Here is a 20,953-nt window from a genome sequence, read left to right on the forward strand (position 1 = left end):
CCTCAGTCGATCTCTCTCAGCGTGCGCATGACGGTCTGCCGCGAGGTGAGCGCGGCAACCGCCGTGACGAGCGCGGCCAGCGCCGCGATCCACAGATAGCCGGAACCGGTCAGCGCGAAGGAGCCGAACAGCGCCTCGATCTGGTCGCCGCCGGCCGTGGCGCGCCAGCGGGCGGCGACGAGCCCGGCGAGGTGGATGGCGCCCAGCGCCCCCAGTGCTCCGGCAATGCTGCCCTTCAGCGCCAGCCAGAGGAAATGGCGCTGGAACTCTCCGGCGATGAAGGCATCGCGCGCACCGACGAAGTGCAGCACCTCCACCACCGGGCGGTTTGTCGCCACCGCCGCACGGGTGGCGAAGATCACCGACAGGCCGGTGGTCGCCACCATCAGCGACACGATGACGAGGCCGGCGATCACCACCGCCCGGGCCATGGCGCGCAGTCTGTCGAACCATTGGCGGTGGTCGTCGAGGCTGGCGCTGGGCACCGCTTCGGTGAGCGTGCGGCGGAACCGCTCCATGTCGGTGCGCCGGTCGTCGGCGAGCTTGACCACGATCAGCCGCGGGATCGGCAGGTCCTCGGCGCCGAGGCCGGTGCCGAGCCAGGGTTCCAGCATGCGCCGCGTCTCCTCGGCGGTATAGGGGGAGACATCGGCGACGCCGGGGAACCGGGCGGCGATCTCGGTGGCGAGCGTCACGTCGGCGGCAAGATCGCGGCCGGGTATCGGCCGCACCTGGATGGTCGCCTCGCGCACGATGGAGGCGGTCCAGTCCTCGGCCGCGCCGCGGACAAGCTCGACGCCGCCGACCGTGAGCGAGCCAAGGAAGGTCATGATGGCGATGATCACCGCAAGCGCCCGGCCGGCAATGGACGAAGGCGGGATCAGGGAGGCGCCGCTGGCGCTGAGGCCGCCGGGCTCGGCAGCAAGACCGATCCGGTCGCGGCCGCGGCGGAGCAGGGCGTCCGACCGCTGGCGCAGGGCGGCGAGGCTCACCATTGTCCGTCCTCGGCGGTCTCGGGATCGACGATCGACAGGTGCCCGTCGTCGAGAATCAGGTGGCGGGCCTCTACCTGGTCGAGCAGCGACAGGTCGTGGGTGGCCACCAGCACGGCCGTGCCGGTGCGGTTGAGTTCGACGAAGAGGCGCAGCAGCCTGCGGGCGAGCGGCGGGTCCACATTGCCGGTCGGCTCGTCCGCCAGCAGCATCTCGGGCCGCACGATGACCGCCCGCGCAATGGCGGCACGCTGCTTCTCGCCGCCCGACAGGATCGGCGGATAGGCGTCGATCCTGTCGCCGAGCCCGACCCAGTCCAGCAGGTCCACGACTTCGGAGCGATAGGTCGCCTCGTCCTTGCCCAGAACCCTCAGCGGCAGGGCGACGTTCTCATAGGTGGTCAGGTGGTCCAGCAGGCGGAAATCCTGGAACACGATGCCGATTCGCCGCCTGAGCACGGAAAGCTCGTCCTTGGTGAGGTCCGCCGTGTCGCGATCGAACACGCTGACGCTACCGCGCGTCGCGCGCAGCGACAGGAACAGCAGTTTCAGCAGGCTGGTCTTGCCGGCGCCCGAGGGCCCGGTGAGGAACTGGAAGGAGTGCGGCTCGATGGAGAAGCTGAGATCTCTCAGCACCTCCGGGCCAAGGCCGTAGCGCAGGCCGACATTCTCGAAGCGGACCACGGGGCGGCGTCTCTCTGGTTCCGGGCGGCGATTCGGGCTGGCGCAATCATGGCATGCCTCGGCGCTTAACGGCCAATTAACCACGGTGAGCGACGGTGCATGAGGGAAAAGAGGTTCCCTGGGCATCGCCATGATGATCGTGTGCCCGTCGTGCGCGACGGCTTTCCGCGTCAACCAGCAGGCTCTCGGTCCGTCCGGGAGGCAGGTTCGCTGTGCCTCGTGCCGCACGGTCTGGCTGGCGACGCCGGACAGCGCCGTGGAGGAGCCCGTGGCAGCTGTCGCCGTCCAGCAGGACGAGCCGCGCTCCGCCCGGCCTGCCGAGCGGCCGATGGCGCCCGAGCCAGCCGCTCCCGCCGCCGACGATGACGACTGGGGCGCAGCCTTTGCCGAAGAGGCCCGCTCCCGCGACGGCACGCCGGGTGGCCCGGATGGTCCCGAGCCGCCAGATCACCAAGACGGGCCGGTGCTGGCCGAGTCACCGCCGCTGGCGCCGCCGGACGCCGCCGCACCGCTTCCCTCGCAGGTTGATCTCGACGCCGACGATCCGCCCCCCGCGCCGCCGCCGCGCAGGTCCCTGTCCTCGCGGGTGGCAGGGCTGCGGCCCCAGCTTGCCGTCAGGCCGTCGAAGGCCGCGGCATGGCGCCTGTCGCTCCCGGTGGTTGTCATCGTTCTCGGCAGCGCCATCCTTGCGACCTTCCTTCTCGGCCGCGAGCAGGTGGTCCGCACGGTGCCTGATTCGGCGGCCGTCTATGAGCAGCTCGGCATGCCGGTGAACCTGCGCGGCATCGATTTCCGCGACGTGCGCGGCGCCAACGAGATCGTCGATGGCGTCGTCGTGCTGGTGGTGGAGGGCCGGCTCGTCAACATCACCAGCCGCACCGTGCCGCTGCCGCGCCTGCGGCTTGCCGTGCGCGACCGGACCGGCAAGGAGATCTACACGTGGAACGCGGCGCCGCCGAAGGCCAATCTGGAGCCCGGCGAGGCGACGCCGTTCCGTTCGCGACTGGCCTCGCCGCCACCGGATGGCGCCAGCGTGGAGGTCCGCTTCTTCACCGCCGCGGATGCCTCCGGCAGATGACGCCGTTCGCGCGCCGCGCTAGATTTCCCGCAGCGTTGCCGGCCGTTCCGGTGATGGCCGGAGCCTGATCGATGACCCGCGACAAGATCCGCGTCCTGTTCTCGGCCGACCAGATCGCCGAGCGCCAGAAGAGCATGGTCGACGAGATTGCCAAGACCCGGCCGGAGCGGCTGCTGGTGATCGCCGTGCTGAAGGGAAGCTTCGTCTTCGCGGCTGACCTGATCCGCGCCATGGACGCCGCCGGGATGGCGCCGGAGGTCGAGTTCATGTCGCTGTCGAGCTATCTGGAAGGCACGGTGTCGAGCGGCACCGTGCGCGTGGTCCACGACATCGAAAGCCCGGTGGCGGGCCGCGACGTGCTGCTGGTCGACGACATCCTGGAGAGCGGGCGCACGCTGACCTATGCCAAGGACCTGCTGATGGCGCGCGGGGCGCGCAGCGTGAAGACCTGCGTGCTGCTGGAAAAGCCGGGCAAGCGGGCGGTTCATCTCGAGCCCGATATTGTCGGCTTCACCTGCCCCGACGTCTTCGTGGTCGGCTACGGCATGGACGTTGCCCATGCCTGGCGGCAATTGCCGTTCGTCGGCGTGATCGAGGGCTGATCCGGCCATGGCGCGCATTCTCGTGGCCGAGGACGACGAACCGGTCCGCGCCTTCGTGCGCCGGGCGCTGGAGGTGGACGGCCATGCCGTCACCGAGGCGCGCGACGGCGCCGAGGCGCTGGAGGTGCTTGAGCGCGAGGCCGGTGCCTACGACCTGCTGCTCACCGATATCCGCATGCCGCTGATGGACGGGATCGCGCTGGCGCTTGCCGCTGCCCCGCAGTTCCCGGCGCTCGTGATCCTGCTGATGACCGGCTATGCCGATCAGCGCGAACGGGCGCACGGGCTGGAAGCGCTGGTCCATGACGTGGTGACCAAGCCGTTCTCGCTCGCCGACATCCGCGCCAAGGTGGCCGAGGCGCTGGCTGCGGGTCCGAAGGGCTTCTGACCGAGCACGGCAACGGCCTCCGGGGCAGACGGCCCGGACTGGCGCCTCGCTTCAGGTCATGCCCGGGAAGCGACACGGCCTGTCGCTTGCCCAGGCGAGAGGCGGAACAGGTCGGGGTCAGCGTTTGTCCGACTTCGGCCGGCCGGCCGCCTTTGCGGACAGCTTCGCTCCGGCAGCTTTCGTCTCGACCGTCTTCGTCTCGGCCGATCTGGCTTTGGCCGACTTGGTCTTTTCGGTCTTGGCTTTGGCTGACTTGGCCTTCTCGCTTCTGGCCTTGGCAGCCTTGCCGCCCGCTTTGGCCTTGCCGCCATCCTTGGCGCGTGTCGCCCGTTCGATGGCCTCCAGGATCAGGCGCCGGGCGTCCGCCGCGTCACCCCAGCCGATGACCTTCACCCATTTGTTGGACTCAAGGTCCTTGTAGTGGGAGAAGAAGTGCTCGATCTGCTTGAGCGTGATTTCCGGCAGATCCTTGATGTCGTGGACGTTCTCGTAGCGGCGGGTGAGCCGGGACACCGGCACGGCCACGATCTTCTCGTCGCCGCCGGCCTCGTCCTGCATCATGAGCACGCCCACCGGGCGGCAGGCAACGATCGCGCCGGGAATGATGCCGCGCTGGTTGGCGATCAGCACGTCGCAGGGGTCGCCATCCTCCGACAGCGTATGGGGGATGAAGCCGTAATTCCCCGGATAGCGCATCGAGGTGTAGAGGAAGCGGTCGACGATCAGCGTGCCCGCTTCCTTGTCCATCTCATATTTGATCGGCTCGCCGCCGACAGGCACCTCGACTATGACATTGACCTCGTCGGGCGGGTTCCTGCCGATTGAAATGGCGTCGATGCGCATGGGGTGGGTTCTCCACGGGGAAACGTGGTGCTCCCTTTGCCGCAACGCAACACGGGCAGCAAGGGCCGCGCGACGAAAGGATGAACGATGCGAGGTGCCTCAGGCCGGCCAGCCGAAGGCGGTCTTGTCGAGCGAGCGCTCGCCGAAGGTTTCCGATGAGCGGGCCACCGGCTTGCCGTCGAGACCGCGATAGAAGCGCATGGCGGCGTCGTTGTCGGTCAGCGCCCAGATGACGAGGCTGTCGAGGCCATGGGCGGCCAGATCCCGCCGCGCAGCCTTGAACAGGCGGCGGCCGAGGCCGAGACCGATGAACTGGGGCCGCAGATAGATCTCATAGACCTCGCCGTCATAGGACAGCGCGCGGGCCCGGTTGCGGCCGTAATTGGCATAGCCGGCGATCTCGTCGCCGAAGCCGAGCAGGGCGACGCGGTTGCCCTTGCGGATCGCCGATTCCCACCAGGCCGGGCCGCGGCGGGCGATGAGCTTTTCAAGCTCCGGGCCGGGGATCAGGCCCCGGTAGGCCGAGCGCCAGGCCTCGTCGTGCACCTCGGCGATCACCGGGGCATCGGAGGCGCGGGCAAGCCTGATTTCGGTCGTGACGGTCTTCATGGCGATGCCGATGGAACCACGACTGCCACGGAGCCGCAACGGTTTCGTTAAGACTTCGTCAACACCTGTGACCGGAAGGTTAACATCCACAGGCCCCCTGTGGATGGCCCGGCCCGACAAGCAAAGGCCCCGGCAGTGCCGGGGCCTTTGGGAAACAAGGCTCTGTCGCGAGACGCGCCGTCAGGGCTGCTGGACGGCGGAGAGCTGCCACATGCCGCCATGGGGGCGGCGGAAGGTCCACAATTCGGTGGCTTCCTCGCCCTGCGGATTGCCGGAGACGACGCGGCCGGTTGCCCGTTCCAGCACCACCTCGGTAACGGCGAACCGCATGGCCACCGTCGCGTAGTCGGCATCGTTCTCGCGCCAGGCTTCCGACAGGTCGCCCTGCAGCAGCTTGACATTGGACAGGCGGGTCACATGACCGAGTGCGGCGGTCTGGCGCAGTTCTTCCTCGAAGTAGCCGGCAACTTCCGGCGTGGTCATGGCGCGGATGGCGCCGATGTCCTCGCGCGAATAGGCCTCCTCGATGTTGAACAGGAGCCGCTCGAAATTGTCGAAGTCGCGGCCGTCCAGGCCGACCTCGTCGCTCGGGGCGGACGGCGGGGCAGCGGCGGGAGCGCCCATCGGGGCACCGGCCGCCATCGCGCCGCCACCCATCGCGGCGGCGCCGAGCGGACCACCGCCCGGCTGCGGGCCGGGAGCAGGGCCGCCGGCCGGGCCGCGGGCATAGGCATTCGCGGTCGAGGGCTGCTCGCGCCGGCCGCGGACGAAGCGGACGATGAGGTAGATGACGCCGGCGATCAGGGCGATCTGCGCGAGGAAACCGATCAGGCCCATCAGCGAGCCGAGGCCGGCAAGGAAGCCCTGTCCGGAGAGCAGGCCGAACAGGCCCGCGCCGATGAAGCCGGCGGCAAGACCCATGCCGAGCGCGCCGAAGCGGGAGCCCTGCGCGGCGGGAGCAGCCGCCGGCCGCGCCGCTGCAGCCGGACTGGCGGCCGTCGGGCCGGGAGCCGGGGTCTGCGTGCGCTGGATCGGCTGGGCCGTGCCCGGCGCGGTCTGCGTCGGCGGCGGCGCAGACTGGGTGCGGGTGCCGCGGCTGCCGAACGACCCACCACGGCGGGCCTCGGCGACGGCCGCGCTGAGGAACACGGCGACCGCGGCGATGGCCGCGATCTTCAGCCAGGTCCGGCTACCGGAGGATCTGAGCCCGAAGGACCGGGAAGGCGTCTCGTTCATGGTCGTTTCCCCAAGGGTCTTCCCGGCATGCAGATGCCGGTTCTCGAACCTACCATATGGGGATCAGGCCGCTTCGGGCAATCCGTGCACCGCGCCCCCGGGGTGCGGGAAATCGCCGCGCCGCCACGAAACGCCACATTAACAAAGGCAAAACCGGCGCCGCTGGCGACGCCGGTCGAAACCTCATGCCGAAACCGGCGGATCAGGCGGCCGCGGCGGCCTGCTTCTTGACGATTGCCGTCTTCAGCTGCCTGGCCTTGGCCGACAGGGTGTCGGCGCGCGCCTTGGTCAGGAAGGCATCGATGCCGCCGTTGTGATCGACCGAGCGCAGGGCATGGGTCGACACGCGCAGCGAAACCGTCTGGCCGAGGACCTCGGAGGCAAACGAGATGTTCTGCAGGTTCGGCAGGAAGCGGTGCTTCGTCTTGATGTTCGAATGGCTGACGCGGTGGCCAACCTGGACACCCTTGCCGGTGAGTTCACAACGACGCGACATCGGTCGGTTCCTGGATAATGGCAAAGCGGCGCGGGAGGCCGCTGGACAAGACAGTCCTGATCGGAGACGGGTTCGCTTAGTGACAGAGGCCCTGTCTGTCAAGCAAAACCGGCTGCCCGGCCGTTTTCCGCCTGCCCAGAGGATCGATCGCCATGCCCGTTGCCCGCGTCCACCTGGTCCCCGCCGCCGCTCCCGACGACGTGTCGGGACTGGAAGCGCTGATCGCCGCCGGCCGGCTCGATCCATCCGGTATCCTGGCGATCTTCGGCAAGACCGAGGGCAATGGCTGCGTCAACGATTTCACCCGCGGCTTTGCCACCCGGGCGCTGACCGATGCGCTGGCGGCCCATGTCGGGCGGGAGAAGGCGGCGGCGGTCTGCTACGTCATGTCGGGTGGCACCGAGGGGGCCATGTCGCCGCACTGGACAGTGTTCGAGCGGCTGGAAGACGCTCCGGGCGAGGAGAACCATGGCCCCCGGCCCGCGCTCGCCATCGGCAGGGTTCACACTGCCGACCTGCCGCCCGAACATCTCGGCCGCATGGGCCAGGTGGAGCTGGTCGCCGCCGGCGTGAAGGCGGCGATGAAGCAGGCCGGCATCCGCGCCGCCCGCGACGTCCATTTCGTCCAGATCAAGTGCCCGCTGCTCACCGCGCAGCGGATCGGCGAGGCGGAGGCGCGCGGTGCCGATGTCGCGGTGCGCGACACGCTGAAGTCGATGGGCCTGTCGCGCGGGGCCTCCTCGCTCGGCGTCGCCCTGGCGCTTGGCGAGGTCGCGCGCGACCGGCTCGGCGACGACGTGGTGTGCCGCGACTGGTCGCTCGCCTCCGGCCGGGCCAGCGCCTCCGCCGGCGTGGAGCTTCTCAACCACGAGATCGTTGTGCTTGGCCGCTCGGCCGACTGGTCCGGGCCGCTGACCATCGACCATGCCGTGATGGCCGATGCCATCGACACCGAGGCGCTCCGCAAGGCGCTCGACCGGCTCGGCCTCCATGCGGCCGGCCAGCTCGACCGCGCCCAGCAGGCCCGCCTGGTGGCCGTCCTTGCCAAGGCGGAGGCGAGCCCGGACGGGTCGGTGCGCGGCGCGCGGCACACCATGCTGGACGATTCCGATATTTCCTCCACGCGCCATGCCCGGGCCTTCGTGGCGGGTGCGCTGGCGGGTCTCGTCGGCCGGACGATGATCTATGTCTCGGGCGGCGCGGAACATCAGGGGCCGCCCGGTGGGGGACCCGTGGCGCTGATCGTCGAGCGGTAGGCGCGCAGACCGGAGGACCCGGCCGCCGATCCGGAGGGGCGTGACAATCGGCCCCGCCTTGCCCCACCGGCCGCCATCCGCGACAGTCATGCCGAACCACGCGGGAGAGGCCAGCATGGCGTCAGCAGCACGCATCGCCTGGGATGCGGTGGAACGATTTCTGGAAGACGACGGCTGGGCCGTGTCCAGCCATATCGCGCTCAACGGGTTGATGTCGCTGTTCCCCTTCCTGATCGCGGTCACGGCGCTGGCCGGCTTTCTGGGCGCCAAGGCCTATGGGGACGAGGTGACACGACTGATCCTCGAGGCCTGGCCGGCTGTCGTGGCCGAGCCGATTGCCCGCGAGATCCACACGGTGCTCACCGGCTATCGCACGGATCTGCTCACCGTCGGCGTCGTCCTGTCCGTCTATTTCGCATCGAACGGCGTGGAGGCCCTGCGCACCTCGATGAACCGGGCCTACGAGGTGAAAGAGCAGCGCTGGTGGTATGTCTGCCGGATGGAATCGATCGGCTATGTGCTGGTCGGCGCCATCGCCCTGCTGGCGGTTGCGGTCCTCGTCGTGCTCGGGCCACTGATCTGGGCAACCATCGTCCGGTTCGTGCCGCAGCTGGCCCCACTGGGCTGGATCGTCCTGTTCATCCGGGCCGTGGCGGCATCAATCGTCATCATCATGGCGCTGACGCTGCTCCACCTGTTCCTGCCGGCCGGGCGGCGGCGGTTCCGCGATGTCTGGCCGGGCATTCTGGCGACGCTGGTGCTCTGGCTTGCCGGCGGCACGCTGTTCGGCACCTATCTCGCCAGCTTCTCGCAGAGCTACGTGAACACCTATGCCGGGCTTGCGTCCGGCATGATCGCGCTGGTCTTCCTGTATTATTCCGCAGCCATCTTCGTGTTCGGCAGCGAACTCAATGCCGCCATCTGGCGCGCCCAGGGGCGGATCGTGTCCTGAAGCCCTCAGGCCGGGCGGCCCGGAATGACGAGCGGATTGTCGGTCAGCGCGGCGCGGTCCGGCTGGTCGGGCCGGACGATGCCGAGAAAGGCGTCGAAAAGCGCCTGAACCACTGCGGGCTCCATGTCCTTCAGGATGAAGATGATGCGCGTGCGCGCATCGCCGTCCGGCCAGGTGTCCAGCACGGTGGTCGGGTGGAAGACGTGCTGGGCACCGTGGATCACCACCGGCCGGTCCGGAAATTCGGCGACCTTCACCACGCCCTTGACCCGCAGCAGCTTCGGCCCGTGGGCGCCGCGCAGCAGGTCGAGAAACATGTCGAGGGCGGCCGTCCCGATGGCGCGGTCGGTGGTCAGGGCGAAGGAGCGGATGCCGTCCTCGTGGGTGTGGGCGGTAGTGCCCGCCGCCTCCGCCACCGCTTCCTCGTTCAGCCAGCGGGCGACATCGGCCGTCTTGGTCGCAGGGTCGTAGAGGCCCGCCGCCAGAACGGCAGCAGCGCCGGCCTCGCCGCGGGCAGCGTCCAGCCGCACGGCGCCGGGCGCCAGCGCTGCCAGACGCGCCTCCAGCCGGTCGAGAGCCGCGCGGGAGGATGTATCGACCAGGTCGGTCTTCGTGACGACGATGCGGTCGGCGACCGCCACCTGGCGGACAGCCTCGCCATGGGCATCCAGCGTCGCAAGGCCGTTGATGGCATCCACCACGGTGACCACCGCATCGAGCCGGAACCGCATCGCGAGATAGGGGTGGGCCATCATGGTCTGGATGACCGGGACCGGATCGGCGAGGCCGGTGGTCTCGATGATGACGCGGGAGAACGGCTCGACACGGTCGTTGTCGAGCGCGCGCAGCAGGTCTTCCAGCGCCGCGACGAGATCGCCGCGCACGGTGCAGCAGACGCAGCCCGAGGCGAGCATGACGATGCCCTCCTCGACCGTCCGCACCAGCAGGTGGTCGAGGCCGACCTCGCCGAATTCGTTGATCAGCACGGCGGTGTCGGCGAGTGCCGGATCCGCAAGCAGGCGGTTCAGCAGGGTGGTCTTCCCGGCCCCGAGGAAGCCGGTCAGCACGGTGACCGGAACGGGCGGACGGGGCTTGCGGGGTGCGGGCGCGGACATGGGAGGACTTCAGGTCAGGCGGGGACCGGGCGGCGCCGCAATTCGCCCGCCGAGGTGGCGATGAGGGCGGCGAGAACGAAGAGGCTGCCGATCATCTGGGTGGTGGTCAGCGTTTCGCCAAGCACGAGTCCGGCCATGGCGATGGAGACCACGGGCTCGAGGCAGAAGACGAGGCCGATCAGGGCGGGCGGGGCCTTGCGGGCAGCCAGCATCTGGAGGGCGAATCCGGCGAGATAGCCGGCAACCGTGATGGTGGCGGGAAACCAGGCGGCGGCGAGCGTCGCCCAGCCGCTCATGCCGACCGCCAGCATCACGGCCCCGGCGATCGGCATGATCACCACATGCGACCAGAACAGCACGGCCGCCGGGTTTGATCGCGCGCCTGCGCGCGCAGCGGCGAAGAACTGGGCCGCGGCAATCAGGCTTCCAAGCGATGCGAGCGCCACACCGCGCCAGTCGAGACCGCCGAGGGCGGGTCCGAGCGCGATGACGAGGCCGGCAAAGGCGAGGGCGAAGATGGCAAGGCGCGCCAGCGTGAAGCGCTCGCCGTCGATGAAGGGGCTGGCGGCCAGGATGATCAGCGGGAAGGTGTAGAAGATCACCGCCGCCACGCCGACCGGCACGAAGGACACCGCGAAGAAATAGGCGAGACCGACACCGGCCGAGGTGATGCCGATGGCGAGGATCGAGGGCCAGCCGCGGGGCCCCACCGCGATGGTGCTGCGCATGGCGCCAACGGCGAGCGCGACCAGTCCGAGCATGAGAAACACGCGCAGGAAGACGAGATCGGCGGCGGAGACGCCCATCTGGGTCGTCATGCGCGCATAGACGATGTTGATGCCGTAGGCGGTAGCCGAGGCGAGGGCTGCGGCGATGCCGATGGCCGTGCCGCTCTGGCTCACCGCCGGCGCTGGGCGGGTGCCCGTCCCGGCCGCTGGCGCTGTTCGGCACGGGTCGCGGCGCGTGTGGCGCCGGAGCGCTGGCGGGACCGGGTCACGGGGCGCTCATCCGCGCGCGGGGGCGCGCTCGCGGGCCGCGGCGCCGGCAGGGCCGCGCCCTGCAGCGTCATGGGGGCGCTGATCGCTCCCGGACGAGCCGGCTGCTGGCTGGCAGGGGGAACGGCGGCCGTGGCGGTGCCGGGCCGGCCGATGGCGCCCGGCTGCGGTGCTGTGGGGGCGGCCGGCTCGGCAGCGGGCGGAACAGCGGCAAGGGCGGGGGCGGCAGGCGCCGCCATCGGGCCGGCATTGCCGAGGAACACCGGCACCGGGTCCATGGTCGGACGGTAGGGACCCAGCGCCGAGACGAAGGCGCCCGATGGCGTCGAGCCCTGGACGCCTGCGAAGGGCGTTGCGGTCGACGAACGCCGGCCGGGGCCCGCCATCATCTGGGCATAGGACAGGTTGCCGGGATCGACGGAAGCGATCGGCTCATTGTCGAGTTCCTCGCCCGCCTCGATATAGGTCTGCCGGCCGCGCCGCCGGCAGGCCTGATCGCGGATGCTGGGCGGTGACAGATGCGTCTGGTTGGCGACGGCCTGCAGGCTGCCTCCGCCGCCGCCGAAGCCGGAGAAATGCCGGTTGAACAGGTTGGCCGCCGTCTCGGACCGGCCGCGCGCCGAGGTCGCGCCCATCACCACCACGATCAGTTGCCGGCCGCCGCGGGTGGCGGTCGCCACCACGTTGAAGCCGGAGGCGCAGGTAAAGCCGGTCTTGAAGCCGTCCGCGCCGAGGTAGCGGCCGATCAGGTGGTTCGGATTGCGCATGACGCGGTTTCCGAAACGGATGGCCGGCATGCGCCAGAGGATCGAGTGCTGCGGAAATTCGCGCATCATCGCGCGGGCGAGAACCGCCATGTCGCGCGCGGTGGTCTGCTGGCCGGCGCCGGGCAGGCCGTTGGGATTGATGAAGCGGGTGCCGGTCATGCCGAGGCGGCGCGCCTCCGCATTCATCATGCCGACGAAGTTCTCCACCGAGCCGCCGAGGCCCTCGGCGATGGTCACCGACACGTCGTTGGCCGACTTGACCATGATGATCTTCAGCGCGTTGTCGAGCGTGACCACGGAGCCCGGCCGGAAGCCCATCTTGGAAGGCGCCGACCGGAACGCGCGCTGGGACACGCGCAGACCGGAATTCATGGTCACGCGCCCGGCCGAAACCTGCCTCAGAGCCACATAGGTGGTCATCATCTTGGTGAGGGATGCGGGCAGCCAGGGCACGCCGCCACGGTCGGACTGCAGCACGTCGCCGGTGGCCGCATCGATGACCATGGTGGGGCCGATCTGCGTCTGGGCCTGGGCCACGGAGGCGCCGGCAAGGCAGGCGAGCACGGCAAGAAGGGGTCGTGTGATCCGCAAGAGCGAAAGCCTGTTCGGGAAGAACCTGTCGGGGACCTTGGGACGTTCTATCCGCTTCGCGGGCGCCGCGCCAAGGCCGTCGGAAAAGAAAGCGGGTCGGAACTGGGGAGAAAGCCGGGAAAGGCGGCCAAAGCGTGACGCCAGGCCCGCCTGCGACCCCGTGACAGCCCGTCGAAAGCCGGGCTGGCGCCGTTCCGGCAGGGCAGCCATGATCGGAACAGCCCATGGCGGCCGCCCGCCGGCATGGTATCGTGTATATACCCGTTCGCTGCCAACCCTCCGCCATTTCGAGGAGCGCCTCCATGACCGCCTGCATCGTCGGCTGGGCCCATACGGCCTTCGGAAAGCTCGACACCGAGACTGTCGAGAGCCTGATCGTGCGCGTCGCCAACGAGGCGCTGGCCGATGCCGGCCTCGGCGCCGAGGATGTCGACGAGATCCTGCTCGGGCACTTCAATGCCGGCTTCTCGCCGCAGGACTTCACCGCATCGCTGGTGCTGCAGGCTGATCCGAAGCTGCGCTTCAAGCCGGCGACGCGGGTGGAGAATGCCTGTGCCACCGGCTCAGCGGCCGTCCATCAGGCGGTCCGTGCGGTGAAGGCGGGCGATGCCCGCATCGTGCTGGTGGTCGGCGTCGAGCAGATGACCAGGACGCCGGGTCCAGAGATCGGCAAGAACCTGTTGCGCGCCTCCTACCTGCCCGAGGACGGCGACACGCCCGCGGGCTTTGCCGGCGTGTTCGGCAAGATCGCCCATAACTATTTCCAGCGCTGGGGCGACCAGTCCGACGCGCTCGCGATGATCGCGGCGAAGAACCACAGGAACGGCGTGGAAAATCCCTATGCGCAGATGCGCAAGGATTTCGGCTATGAGTTCTGCCGCACCGAGAGCGAGAAGAACCCCTTCGTCGCAGGCCCCCTGAAGCGCACCGACTGCTCGCTGGTCTCTGACGGCGCGGCGGCGCTGGTCATCACCGATACGGCCACGGCGCTGAGGATGAACAAGGCCGTGGCCTTCCGTGGCCAGGCCCATGTGCAGGACTTCCTGCCCATGTCGAAGCGCGACATCCTCAAGTTCGAGGGCTGCACGCAGGCCTGGGGCAAGGCGCTGGAAGAGGCCGGCATTGCCTTGTCCGATCTCTCCTTCGTCGAGACCCATGACTGTTTCACGGTGGCCGAGCTGATCGAGTACGAGGCGATGGGCCTTGTTCCCGAGGGCCAGGGCGCGCGCGCCGTCATGGAAGGCTGGACGCAGAAGGACGGCAGGCTGCCGGTCAATCCCTCGGGCGGGCTGAAGGCCAAGGGCCACCCGATCGGGGCCACCGGCGTCTCCATGCACGTGCTCTCGTCGATGCAGCTCATGGGCACCGCCGGCGGCATCCAGGTGAAGGACGCCAGGCTCGGCGGTATCTTCAACATGGGCGGCGCGGCGGTGGCCAATTACGTCAGCGTGCTCGAGCGGCTGCGCTGACCCTGGGGTAACCGGGCCGGCATGGCGCCAGCCCGGGTCCGGTTTTTCAGTGACCGGGAGCGGCGAGGGTGGCGCCTTCGCGCTGATGGGTGCCGAGGCGCTCCACCATCGTCGCCGTGGCCTCGTTCATGCCGATGATCTCGACCGGAATGCCATGGTGCCGGAACTTCAGCACCACGCGATCGAGTGCATTGACGCTGGTGATGTCCCAGAAATGCGAGGCATGCACGTCGATGACGATGCCCGTCAGGTCCTCCTCGCGGAAATCGAAGGCCGAATGGAAGGCCTCCGCGGTGGCGAAGAAGATCTGGCCGGTGACCGTGTAGGTGCGGACCGTGCTGGTCTCGCCGCGGACCGAGTTCACGCTGAAGAAGCGGGTCACCTTGTGGGCGAAGAACAGCCCGCTCAGCACGACACCGAACAGCACGCCCTTGGCAAGGTCGTGGGTCGCCACGACGACGACGACCGTGCCGAGCATGACGAAGCTGGAGCTCTTCGGGTGGGTGAGCAAGGTGCGAACCGAGTTCCACTGGAACGTGTTGATCGCGACCATGATCATCACCGCGACCAGGGCCGCCATCGGGATCTGGGCGACATAGGGTCCGAGGACGACGATCAGGAACAGCAGGAACACGCCTGACCAGAGCGTCGAGAGCCTGCCCCGGCCGCCTGATGTCACGTTGATGACCGACTGGCCGATCATCGCGCACCCGGCCATGCCGCCGAAGAAGCCCGACGTGACGTTGGCGAGGCCCTGTCCGGCGCATTCACGGTTCTTGTCGGAATCGGTATCGGTCATCTCGTCGACGATGGCCGCCGTCATCAGGCTCTCCAGCAGGCCGACCATGGCGAGCGTGAGCGAATAGGGCAGGATGATCTGCAGCGTCTCGATGGTCAGCGGAACCTGCGGCAGCGCGAACCAGGGGAGTTCGCTCGGCAGCGCGCCCATGTCCCCGACCGTGCGGACGCCGAACCCGAAATACATCGACACGCCGGTGAGCAGCACGATGGTGATCAGCGGCGAAGGGACGGCCTTGGACAGGTAGGGGAAGCCGTAGATCATGGCGAGGCCGACCGCCGTCATGATGTAGACGGTCGTGCCCTGGCCGAGCAGTTCGGGCATCTGCGCCAGGAAGATCAGGATCGCGAGGGCGTTGACGAAGCCCGTCACCACCGAGCGCGAGACGAAGCGCATCAGGTCGCCAAGCTTAAGGATGCTGGCGCCGATCTGCAGGATGCCGGTCAGGATGGTGGCTGCGAACAGGTAGCCGACGCCATGGTCCTTCACCAGCGAGACCATGATCAGCGCCATGGCGCCGGTCGCCGCGGAGATCATGGCCGGGCGGCCGCCGGCAATGGCCGTGATCACGGCGATGCAGAAGGAGGCGTAGAGCCCGACCTTCGGGTCGACGCCGGCGATGACTGAGAAGGCGATGGCTTCGGGAATCAGCGCGAGGGCGACGACCGTCCCGGCGAGCAGGTCGCGGACGATGTTCGGCGACCACTCGGCGCGCAATTTGGCGAGTGACATGGGGGATCTTTCGGATTTTCGGACAGGCAAAGGGTGTTCGCCGGGCAGGGGCTCGGCGGCGCAGGCGTCGGATTGTCTGCGAGGAACCCGTTACGGCGGGCTGGGCCGGAAGCGAAGCATCATCAGGCGAATGAACATGAACCGTGTCTAGGGCGCCTGTGCGTGCTGCGCAACATCAAATGTTGTGCAACGCAGCATGGCTCTGCCTCAATTCTGGCAGGCCTCGCGTCGTTCAGGCCAGATCCGCCATCGCCGGGATCGTCAGTCCGCCCGGAATGCTGACGCCCTTCGCGCCCAGCACGGCCCGCACCACGGCCGCGGCCATGACCTGGGCGGCGATGGCGCCGAGCGCCATCATGTCGCCGGCCTCGCCGCTGCGGCCCGTCGCCAGTCCGAAAATGGTGTCGCCGTCCCACATCGTGTGAACGGGATCGATGGTGCGCGCATAGCCGTCATGGGCGTGCTGCGCCAGCTTGCGCGCCTGGGCCTTGGTCAGCACGGCGTCGGTGGCCACCACGCCGATGGTGGTGGCCGTGCCGGCCCCGATCCCAGGCGGCATCTGGCCGGCCAGCATGGCGCGTGTCGATCCGATGCAGGTCCGGCCATCCGGGCTGCGGGCGCCGGCCAGCACGCCGCCGGTCATCGGGTCCATGACATCGCCGACCGCGTTGACGGCCACGATGGCGCCGATGGTGACGGCGCCGGCCCGGGCCGAGGCCGTGCCGATGCCGCCCTTCATGGCGCGGTCCATTCCGTAGAGCTTGCCGACGGTGGCGCCTGCGCCGGCACCCACCGAACCCTCAGCCGGCGGGCTGTCGCTGGCGGCCTCGCAGGCCTGATAGCCCGCCTCGGCATCCGGGCGGATGCTCGGATCGCCCACCGGCAGGTCGAACAGCACGGCGGCCGGCACGATCGGCACGCGCACCGAGGCGGCCGGAAAGCCGAAGCCGTGCGCATCGAGCCAGCGCATGGCGCCGCTGGCCGCATCCAGACCGAAGGCGCTGCCGCCCGACAGCATGATCGCATGGACCTTGTCGACCAGATTGGACGGGTCGAGCAGGTCCGTCTCGCGCGTGCCGGGGGCCGCGCCACGCACGTCGACGCCGGCGGTCGCGCCATTCTCGGTCAGCACGACCGTGCAGCCGGTGGGTCGGCGCGTATCGGTGAAATGGCCGATCCTGATGCCTGGAACGTCGGTGATGGCGCCGCCGAGCGTGCGCGCACGGATGGCTTCGAGCGAGGGGCGTTCCGTCATGGGTCAGGCCCCCTTCGGCCGGAATGCGATGCAATGTGCCGGGTTGGTCTCCAGCCGCGGGCCGCCGATCAGGTCGATGCAATAGGGGATGGCGGGCATGACGGCATCGAGGCATTCGCGGATCGAGGACGGCTTGCCGGGCAGGTTGACGATCAGCGCACGGCCGCGGATGCCGGCGGTCTGGCGCGACAGGATGGCGGTCGGCACCACTTTCAGGCTGACGGTCCGCATCAGTTCGCCGAAGCCCGGCATCATCTTGTCGCAGACGGCCTCGGTGGCCTCCGGCGTCACGTCGCGCGGGGCCGGCCCGGTGCCGCCCGTGGTCAGGATCAGCGGGCAGCCTCCGGCATCGGCAAGTTCAACGAGCGCGGCCTCGATCAGGTCGCGCTCGTCGGCGATGATTCGGGCGACGGGGTGCCAGGGCGAGGCGAGGAGGTCGGTCAGGGCCGCGACGATGCCGGGGCCACCCTTGTCCTCGTAGAGGCCGCGGCTGGCGCGGTCCGACACGGTGACGACGCCGATGGGTATGGACTGTGTGGTCATGTGTCCTTGATAGCTGCCACGGCCGCCTGGCTCAACGCGCCAAGCCCGATCAAGGCACGAAGCCCGCTCGGCGCGCCATGAAGGCGTCGCGGTGGAGCACGGTATCGACATGGGCCACCATGCCGCTGCGGGCGAGGCTGGTGCGCTCGCTCAGGCCGGTTCGGACAAAGCCGAGCTTCTCCTGCACCCTGAGCGAGGCGGGGTTCTCGGCAAAGGCCCCGGCGGTGAGCCTGTCCACCGCGGGATTGAGGAAGGCGAGGCGGATTGCCGCCTCCACGGCCTCGGTGGCAAAGCCCCGGCCCCAGTAGGGCGGCCCGAACCACCAGCCGATCGTGGCGCTTCCCGCCTCCTGCAGCGTGAAGGAGACGAGGCCGACGAGCGCTGCGGACTCCCGCACCCTTGCGACCGCCATCCCGAGCCCGCTGCCGGACTGGTTCGTGGCGATCATGTCGCCGACGAAGGCGGATGCATGGGCCTGGCTGTAGGGATGCGGCACGGCCACGACCATGCGCGCGACCTTCGCATCGCCTGCATAGAGCGCGATGCGCGGCACGTCGTCGAAGGTCGGTGCGCGCAGGACCAGCCGGCGCGTCCCGGCCGGGAGGGCGGCGGACCAGTCAGGGAAGGCGGGCGTGAGCATGGTCAAGGTCCCGGAGCGACGCCTCCCGGCCGGGCCGGAAGGCGTCGTCACCTGTCAGTCGGATCAGTCCTGTCAGTCGCGCGCGCCGGAGATCACCACCCTGGGCGCCGAGCGCCGCAGGATCGGATCGCGCCAGGCCTTCAGGCTCGCCCAGACGGCGCGCTCCAGCCGGAACTTGTCGACCGGCACGGAGCTGGCCAGCAGGCGCGAGCGGGTGAGGCCCGCACCGATCCACTGGAACCCGCATTTCTCGATCACCCGGCGGGAGGCCGGATTGACCACGCGCGCCCGGGCCGCAACCGCCACGGCGCCCCGGTTCGTGAACAGATGGTCGACGACCGCGCGGGACGCCTCCGTGGCATAGCCGCGACCCCAATGGGCCGTGCCGAGCCAGTAGCCGATTTCCGGATCGCCCAGTTCGGGCATCACGAAGCCGGTCGCGCCGATCAGCGCGCCATCGGTCTTGAGCGTGATGAGAAAGGGATGGTCTGCGCCGCTCCAGGCATTGGCGATCCAGGCCTCCGCGTCTTTCTCCGCATAGGGATGCGGAAGATTGGCCGTCATTTCGGCAATCCGGCGGTCATTGGCAATCGCCACGACCGCGCGGGCGTCCTCGAAACGCGGCACACGGAGAACCAGCCGCTCCGTCTCGAGGACGGGCATACAGCTCTCCAGCAATTCGCCGCCCGAGCGGCCTTCCAGTTCAGTTTCCAGGGCAGTCATGTCACAGGCTCCTTCCCTCGCCGGTGTCTGACCCTGAAACCATTTCAGGGCCAAAGAAGAAGGGGCGCCGGCTGTCTCGCCTGGCGCCCCTCGATCTTCGACCCTGTGGTCATCGGAGCTGCCAGGCGATCCCGCCGGCGGCCCCGATGTTGGTGCCGCCAGCTATTCTGCGGCGGCAATCATCGGAACAACCGACACGTAGGTGCGATTATTCGCTTTCGTTCGGAACTCTACTCGGCCGTCCACGGTCGCGAAGAGCGTGTGGTCCTTGCCGAGCCCGACATTGGTGCCGGGATGGAACTTGGTGCCGCGCTGGCGCACGAGAATGTTGCCCGCAATGACGGCCTGGCCGCCAAAGCGCTTCACGCCGAGACGCTGTGCGTGCGAATCGCGGCCGTTACGCGACGAGCCGCCTGCTTTTTTGTGAGCCATGAGGAGCTCCCGTTTCCGTTGGTCTAATAAAACGTCGTGTGCTGAGGGATGGCAAGAGCGAGACGGCTAGGCCGCGCTCACTTGTCGTCCCCGGATTCCAGTTCGGCCTTGTCGACCTTCGCGCGCGGCGGCTTGCCGTCGAGAAGCTCGCGGGCCTGCTCCACCCACTCCTCGCGGGTGATGCGGCCGCGCAGGGCCAGTTCCTTGTCCGTGGCCTCGATCTCCTCGGCGGTCCAGCCGGCGATCTGCTCCCACGACGTCACGCCAGCGGCGCGCAGCTTCTTCTCGATGGTCGGGCCGATGCCGGCGATCAGCGAGAGGTTGGACGAATCACGCGCGCCCCCGGCGGCGGGTGCCGGAGCAGCCTGGGCCTCGTCTGCCTTGGCGGCCTTCGGTTCGGCAGCCTTGGAGGCCTTGGCCGGCGCGGCCTTCGAGGGCTTGGCGCCATCGGTCAGGATCTCGGCGATCCGCACGATCGTCAGGTCCTGCCGGTGGCCACGCTTGCGCTTGGAATTCTGGCGGCGGCGCTTCTTGAAGGAGATGACCTTCGGGCCGCGGGCCTGCTGGAGGACCTCGCCGGCCACCGAGGCGCCGGCCACGAAGGGCGCGCCGACGGTGACGCCGGCAGCGGCGCCCAGCATCAGAACCTCGGAAAACACCACTGTCTCGCCGGCCGCAGCCGTGAGCTTCTCGATGGTGATGGTGTCGTCGGCGGCCACCTTGTACTGCTTGCCGCCGGTCTTGATGACCGCATACATCGTCGTCGTCCTGTGGTTCGACGTGCCGTGAAGCCCTTCTCGTCGAGGGGGCCTGGCCGCCTTTTTCGTTGGTCTTGCCGCCGGTGGTGGCGGTTCTCGGGAGTTCCGGACAGGCCTTCGGGCAAGAAGCCGTTCAGGTGCGCAAGGTCCGGGACGCGGCTCAATGATGGAAATGCCGGTGGAAGTCAAGGAAAAGCCGGTGCAGGTCCTGCTTTTTCCTTGCGCGGCCGGGGGCCGGCAGGGGCTGGCTCCCTGAACGGCGCGGCCGCCGGCCGCGCTCCGATCGCCTGCCGCGGGCGACGCAGCCCTCGCCTCCCGTGATCGGTGCTTGAATGCCCGGCCTGCTTCGGCTATGTGCCGCTTCGCTTGATCGACCAGCGGGCTTGTTCCGCATGCGACCGCGGAGAGGTGGCTGAGTGGTTGAAAGCACCGCACTCGAAATGCGGCATAGGGGCAACTCTATCGGGGGTTCGAATCCCTCCCTCTCCGCCAGTCGCCGTTGAAATCGCTGGGTAAATTTCGCTGTTGAGCGGCTTACCCCAACGGCTACCCTAACGGGGTTCCGACATCGATTTTTTCAGCCTCGTTGCGACCGGTGCCGGTCGAAGTGCTGGTCGCAAAACTCGTTACAGAAAAAAGTGGTCGTCAGCTAGGGCGGTGTACGCGCTTGCCTCTAGCCTCGAAATTACGGTCGGCTTTCGGGCCACAGGCTACATTCGGTATGTCCGCTTCTGAGCGATACCCTTAAGCTGGCGGGCGGCGCGGCCAAGTCTGGCATTGTCGGGGCGGCAACTATGACTAGGATGACGGACGAGGCTCTCTTCGTACTCACCTTACATTCTGCTACATCGGAGTGGTGTGAAGATCCTAACGTGCGGCTCTTCCTTCGAGCCCAGCCCGCTGGTGCCGAGGTTTGGTGAATGAGTCAGGCTGGAGCACGGAGGACGACGACACCTGAGAGGCCGGCTATGCGGACATCCTCGCCTGGCCGGCTGCGAT

General features: G+C 68.8%; 21 protein-coding genes, 1 tRNA gene and 2 pseudogenes. 8 read left to right on the top strand and 16 right to left on the bottom strand.

Translation table 11 applies throughout. The annotated features are described in order from the left end of the window. Positions 1-2: 2 nt before the first annotated feature. A complete protein-coding gene (locus ACTIFS_RS02530; RefSeq protein WP_439572456.1) occupies positions 3-995 on the bottom strand; it encodes a cell division protein FtsX in 993 nt (330 codons plus the stop codon). Then, positions 989-1,675 carry a cell division ATP-binding protein FtsE gene (ftsE, locus tag ACTIFS_RS02535; protein ID WP_439572457.1) on the bottom strand — a complete coding sequence of 229 codons (687 nt, stop codon included), beginning with the start codon at positions 1,673-1,675 and terminating at the stop codon, positions 989-991. Before ftsE ends, ACTIFS_RS02530 begins: the two co-directional genes overlap by 7 nt. Before the next feature lie 133 nt (positions 1,676-1,808). On the opposite strand from ftsE, the pseudogene ACTIFS_RS02540 reads away from it, so the two are divergent. The 4 genes and pseudogenes from ACTIFS_RS02540 to ACTIFS_RS02555 form a co-directional block, all read left to right on the top strand. Further along, positions 1,809-1,904, top strand: a pseudogene (locus tag ACTIFS_RS02540) (MJ0042-type zinc finger domain-containing protein); the annotation flags it as partial. A 39-nt stretch (positions 1,905-1,943) separates the two neighbouring features. Continuing rightward, the gene (locus ACTIFS_RS02545) at positions 1,944-2,753 is read left to right on the top strand and encodes an FxLYD domain-containing protein (RefSeq protein WP_439572500.1); all 810 of its coding nucleotides are present in this window, start codon (positions 1,944-1,946) and stop codon (positions 2,751-2,753) included. A 71-nt stretch (positions 2,754-2,824) separates the two neighbouring features. Next, the gene (gene hpt / locus ACTIFS_RS02550) at positions 2,825-3,355 is read left to right on the top strand and encodes a hypoxanthine phosphoribosyltransferase (protein ID WP_439572458.1); all 531 of its coding nucleotides are present in this window, start codon (positions 2,825-2,827) and stop codon (positions 3,353-3,355) included. Between the two features lie 7 nt (positions 3,356-3,362). Further along, positions 3,363-3,743, top strand: coding sequence for a response regulator (locus tag ACTIFS_RS02555; RefSeq protein ID WP_439572459.1), 381 nt, complete (start codon positions 3,363-3,365; stop codon positions 3,741-3,743). 318 nt (positions 3,744-4,061) lie between these two features. On the opposite strand, the pseudogene ppa reads toward ACTIFS_RS02555, so the two are convergent. The 4 genes and pseudogenes from ppa to rpmB all read right to left on the bottom strand — a co-directional run. Continuing rightward, a pseudogene (gene ppa, locus ACTIFS_RS02560) lies at positions 4,062-4,586 on the bottom strand (inorganic diphosphatase); the annotation flags it as partial. A gap of 99 nt (positions 4,587-4,685) precedes the next feature. Next, the gene (locus ACTIFS_RS02565; RefSeq protein WP_439572460.1) at positions 4,686-5,195 is read right to left on the bottom strand and encodes a GNAT family N-acetyltransferase; all 510 of its coding nucleotides are present in this window, start codon (positions 5,193-5,195) and stop codon (positions 4,686-4,688) included. A gap of 180 nt (positions 5,196-5,375) precedes the next feature. Beyond that, on the bottom strand, positions 5,376-6,431 hold the full coding sequence (locus ACTIFS_RS02570) for a TIM44-like domain-containing protein (RefSeq protein ID WP_439572461.1): 1,056 nt from the start codon (positions 6,429-6,431) through the stop codon (positions 5,376-5,378). Positions 6,432-6,633: 202 nt separating this feature from the next. Beyond that, positions 6,634-6,927 carry a 50S ribosomal protein L28 gene (gene rpmB / locus ACTIFS_RS02575; RefSeq protein ID WP_439572462.1) on the bottom strand — a complete coding sequence of 98 codons (294 nt, stop codon included), beginning with the start codon at positions 6,925-6,927 and terminating at the stop codon, positions 6,634-6,636. 152 nt (positions 6,928-7,079) lie between these two features. On the opposite strand from rpmB, the gene ACTIFS_RS02580 reads away from it, so the two are divergent. Further along, a complete protein-coding gene (locus tag ACTIFS_RS02580; RefSeq protein WP_439572463.1) occupies positions 7,080-8,183 on the top strand; it encodes a ring-opening amidohydrolase in 1,104 nt (367 codons plus the stop codon). Between the two features lie 115 nt (positions 8,184-8,298). Continuing rightward, complete coding sequence (locus ACTIFS_RS02585) at positions 8,299-9,135, top strand: YihY/virulence factor BrkB family protein (protein ID WP_439572464.1); 837 nt, start codon at positions 8,299-8,301, stop codon at positions 9,133-9,135. Positions 9,136-9,140: 5 nt separating this feature from the next. On the opposite strand, the gene ACTIFS_RS02590 is transcribed toward ACTIFS_RS02585, so the two are convergent. The 3 genes from ACTIFS_RS02590 to ACTIFS_RS02600 are packed head-to-tail and all read right to left on the bottom strand — an operon-like array spanning position 9,141 to position 12,603. After that, on the bottom strand, positions 9,141-10,250 hold the full coding sequence (locus tag ACTIFS_RS02590) for a CobW family GTP-binding protein (RefSeq protein WP_439572465.1): 1,110 nt from the start codon (positions 10,248-10,250) through the stop codon (positions 9,141-9,143). Between the two features lie 14 nt (positions 10,251-10,264). Then, positions 10,265-11,152: a DMT family transporter gene (locus tag ACTIFS_RS02595; protein ID WP_439572466.1), complete on the bottom strand. Its 888-nt coding sequence runs from the start codon at positions 11,150-11,152 to the stop codon at positions 10,265-10,267. Then, entirely contained in the window at positions 11,149-12,603 is a 1,455-nt protein-coding gene (locus tag ACTIFS_RS02600) for a D-alanyl-D-alanine carboxypeptidase family protein (protein ID WP_439572467.1), read from the bottom strand. The genes ACTIFS_RS02595 and ACTIFS_RS02600 overlap by 4 nt, the downstream gene beginning before the upstream one ends. A gap of 302 nt (positions 12,604-12,905) precedes the next feature. Between ACTIFS_RS02600 and ACTIFS_RS02605 the strand changes: the two genes are divergently transcribed. Next, positions 12,906-14,072: an acetyl-CoA acetyltransferase gene (locus tag ACTIFS_RS02605; protein ID WP_439572468.1), complete on the top strand. Its 1,167-nt coding sequence runs from the start codon at positions 12,906-12,908 to the stop codon at positions 14,070-14,072. Between the two features lie 46 nt (positions 14,073-14,118). Here ACTIFS_RS02605 and ACTIFS_RS02610 read toward each other — a convergent pair whose 3' ends face one another. The 7 genes from ACTIFS_RS02610 to ACTIFS_RS02640 form a co-directional block, all read right to left on the bottom strand. Beyond that, entirely contained in the window at positions 14,119-15,603 is a 1,485-nt protein-coding gene (locus ACTIFS_RS02610) for a SulP family inorganic anion transporter (RefSeq protein ID WP_439572469.1), read from the bottom strand. Positions 15,604-15,835: 232 nt separating this feature from the next. Continuing rightward, positions 15,836-16,858, bottom strand: coding sequence for a P1 family peptidase (locus ACTIFS_RS02615; RefSeq protein ID WP_439572470.1), 1,023 nt, complete (start codon positions 16,856-16,858; stop codon positions 15,836-15,838). Between the two features lie 3 nt (positions 16,859-16,861). After that, entirely contained in the window at positions 16,862-17,401 is a 540-nt protein-coding gene (gene mog / locus ACTIFS_RS02620) for a molybdopterin adenylyltransferase (RefSeq protein ID WP_439572471.1), read from the bottom strand. A gap of 49 nt (positions 17,402-17,450) precedes the next feature. Further along, the gene (locus ACTIFS_RS02625; protein WP_439572472.1) at positions 17,451-18,041 is read right to left on the bottom strand and encodes a GNAT family N-acetyltransferase; all 591 of its coding nucleotides are present in this window, start codon (positions 18,039-18,041) and stop codon (positions 17,451-17,453) included. Between the two features lie 72 nt (positions 18,042-18,113). After that, positions 18,114-18,764 (bottom strand): GNAT family N-acetyltransferase, encoded by a 651-nt coding sequence (locus ACTIFS_RS02630; protein WP_439572473.1) that lies wholly within the window; start codon positions 18,762-18,764, stop codon positions 18,114-18,116. A gap of 162 nt (positions 18,765-18,926) precedes the next feature. Beyond that, the gene (gene rpmA, locus ACTIFS_RS02635) at positions 18,927-19,196 is read right to left on the bottom strand and encodes a 50S ribosomal protein L27 (RefSeq protein WP_439572474.1); all 270 of its coding nucleotides are present in this window, start codon (positions 19,194-19,196) and stop codon (positions 18,927-18,929) included. Between the two features lie 77 nt (positions 19,197-19,273). After that, positions 19,274-19,954, bottom strand: a complete 681-nt coding sequence (locus ACTIFS_RS02640) for a 50S ribosomal protein L21 (protein ID WP_439572475.1) — start codon at positions 19,952-19,954, stop codon at positions 19,274-19,276. Positions 19,955-20,356: 402 nt separating this feature from the next. On the opposite strand from ACTIFS_RS02640, the gene ACTIFS_RS02645 reads away from it, so the two are divergent. Beyond that, positions 20,357-20,446: transfer RNA gene (locus tag ACTIFS_RS02645), tRNA-Ser, on the top strand. The last annotated feature ends 507 nt before the right edge of the window (positions 20,447-20,953 follow it).

Source organism: Phreatobacter sp. (assembly GCF_051860605.1).
GTDB lineage: Bacteria > Pseudomonadota > Alphaproteobacteria > Rhizobiales > Phreatobacteraceae > Phreatobacter.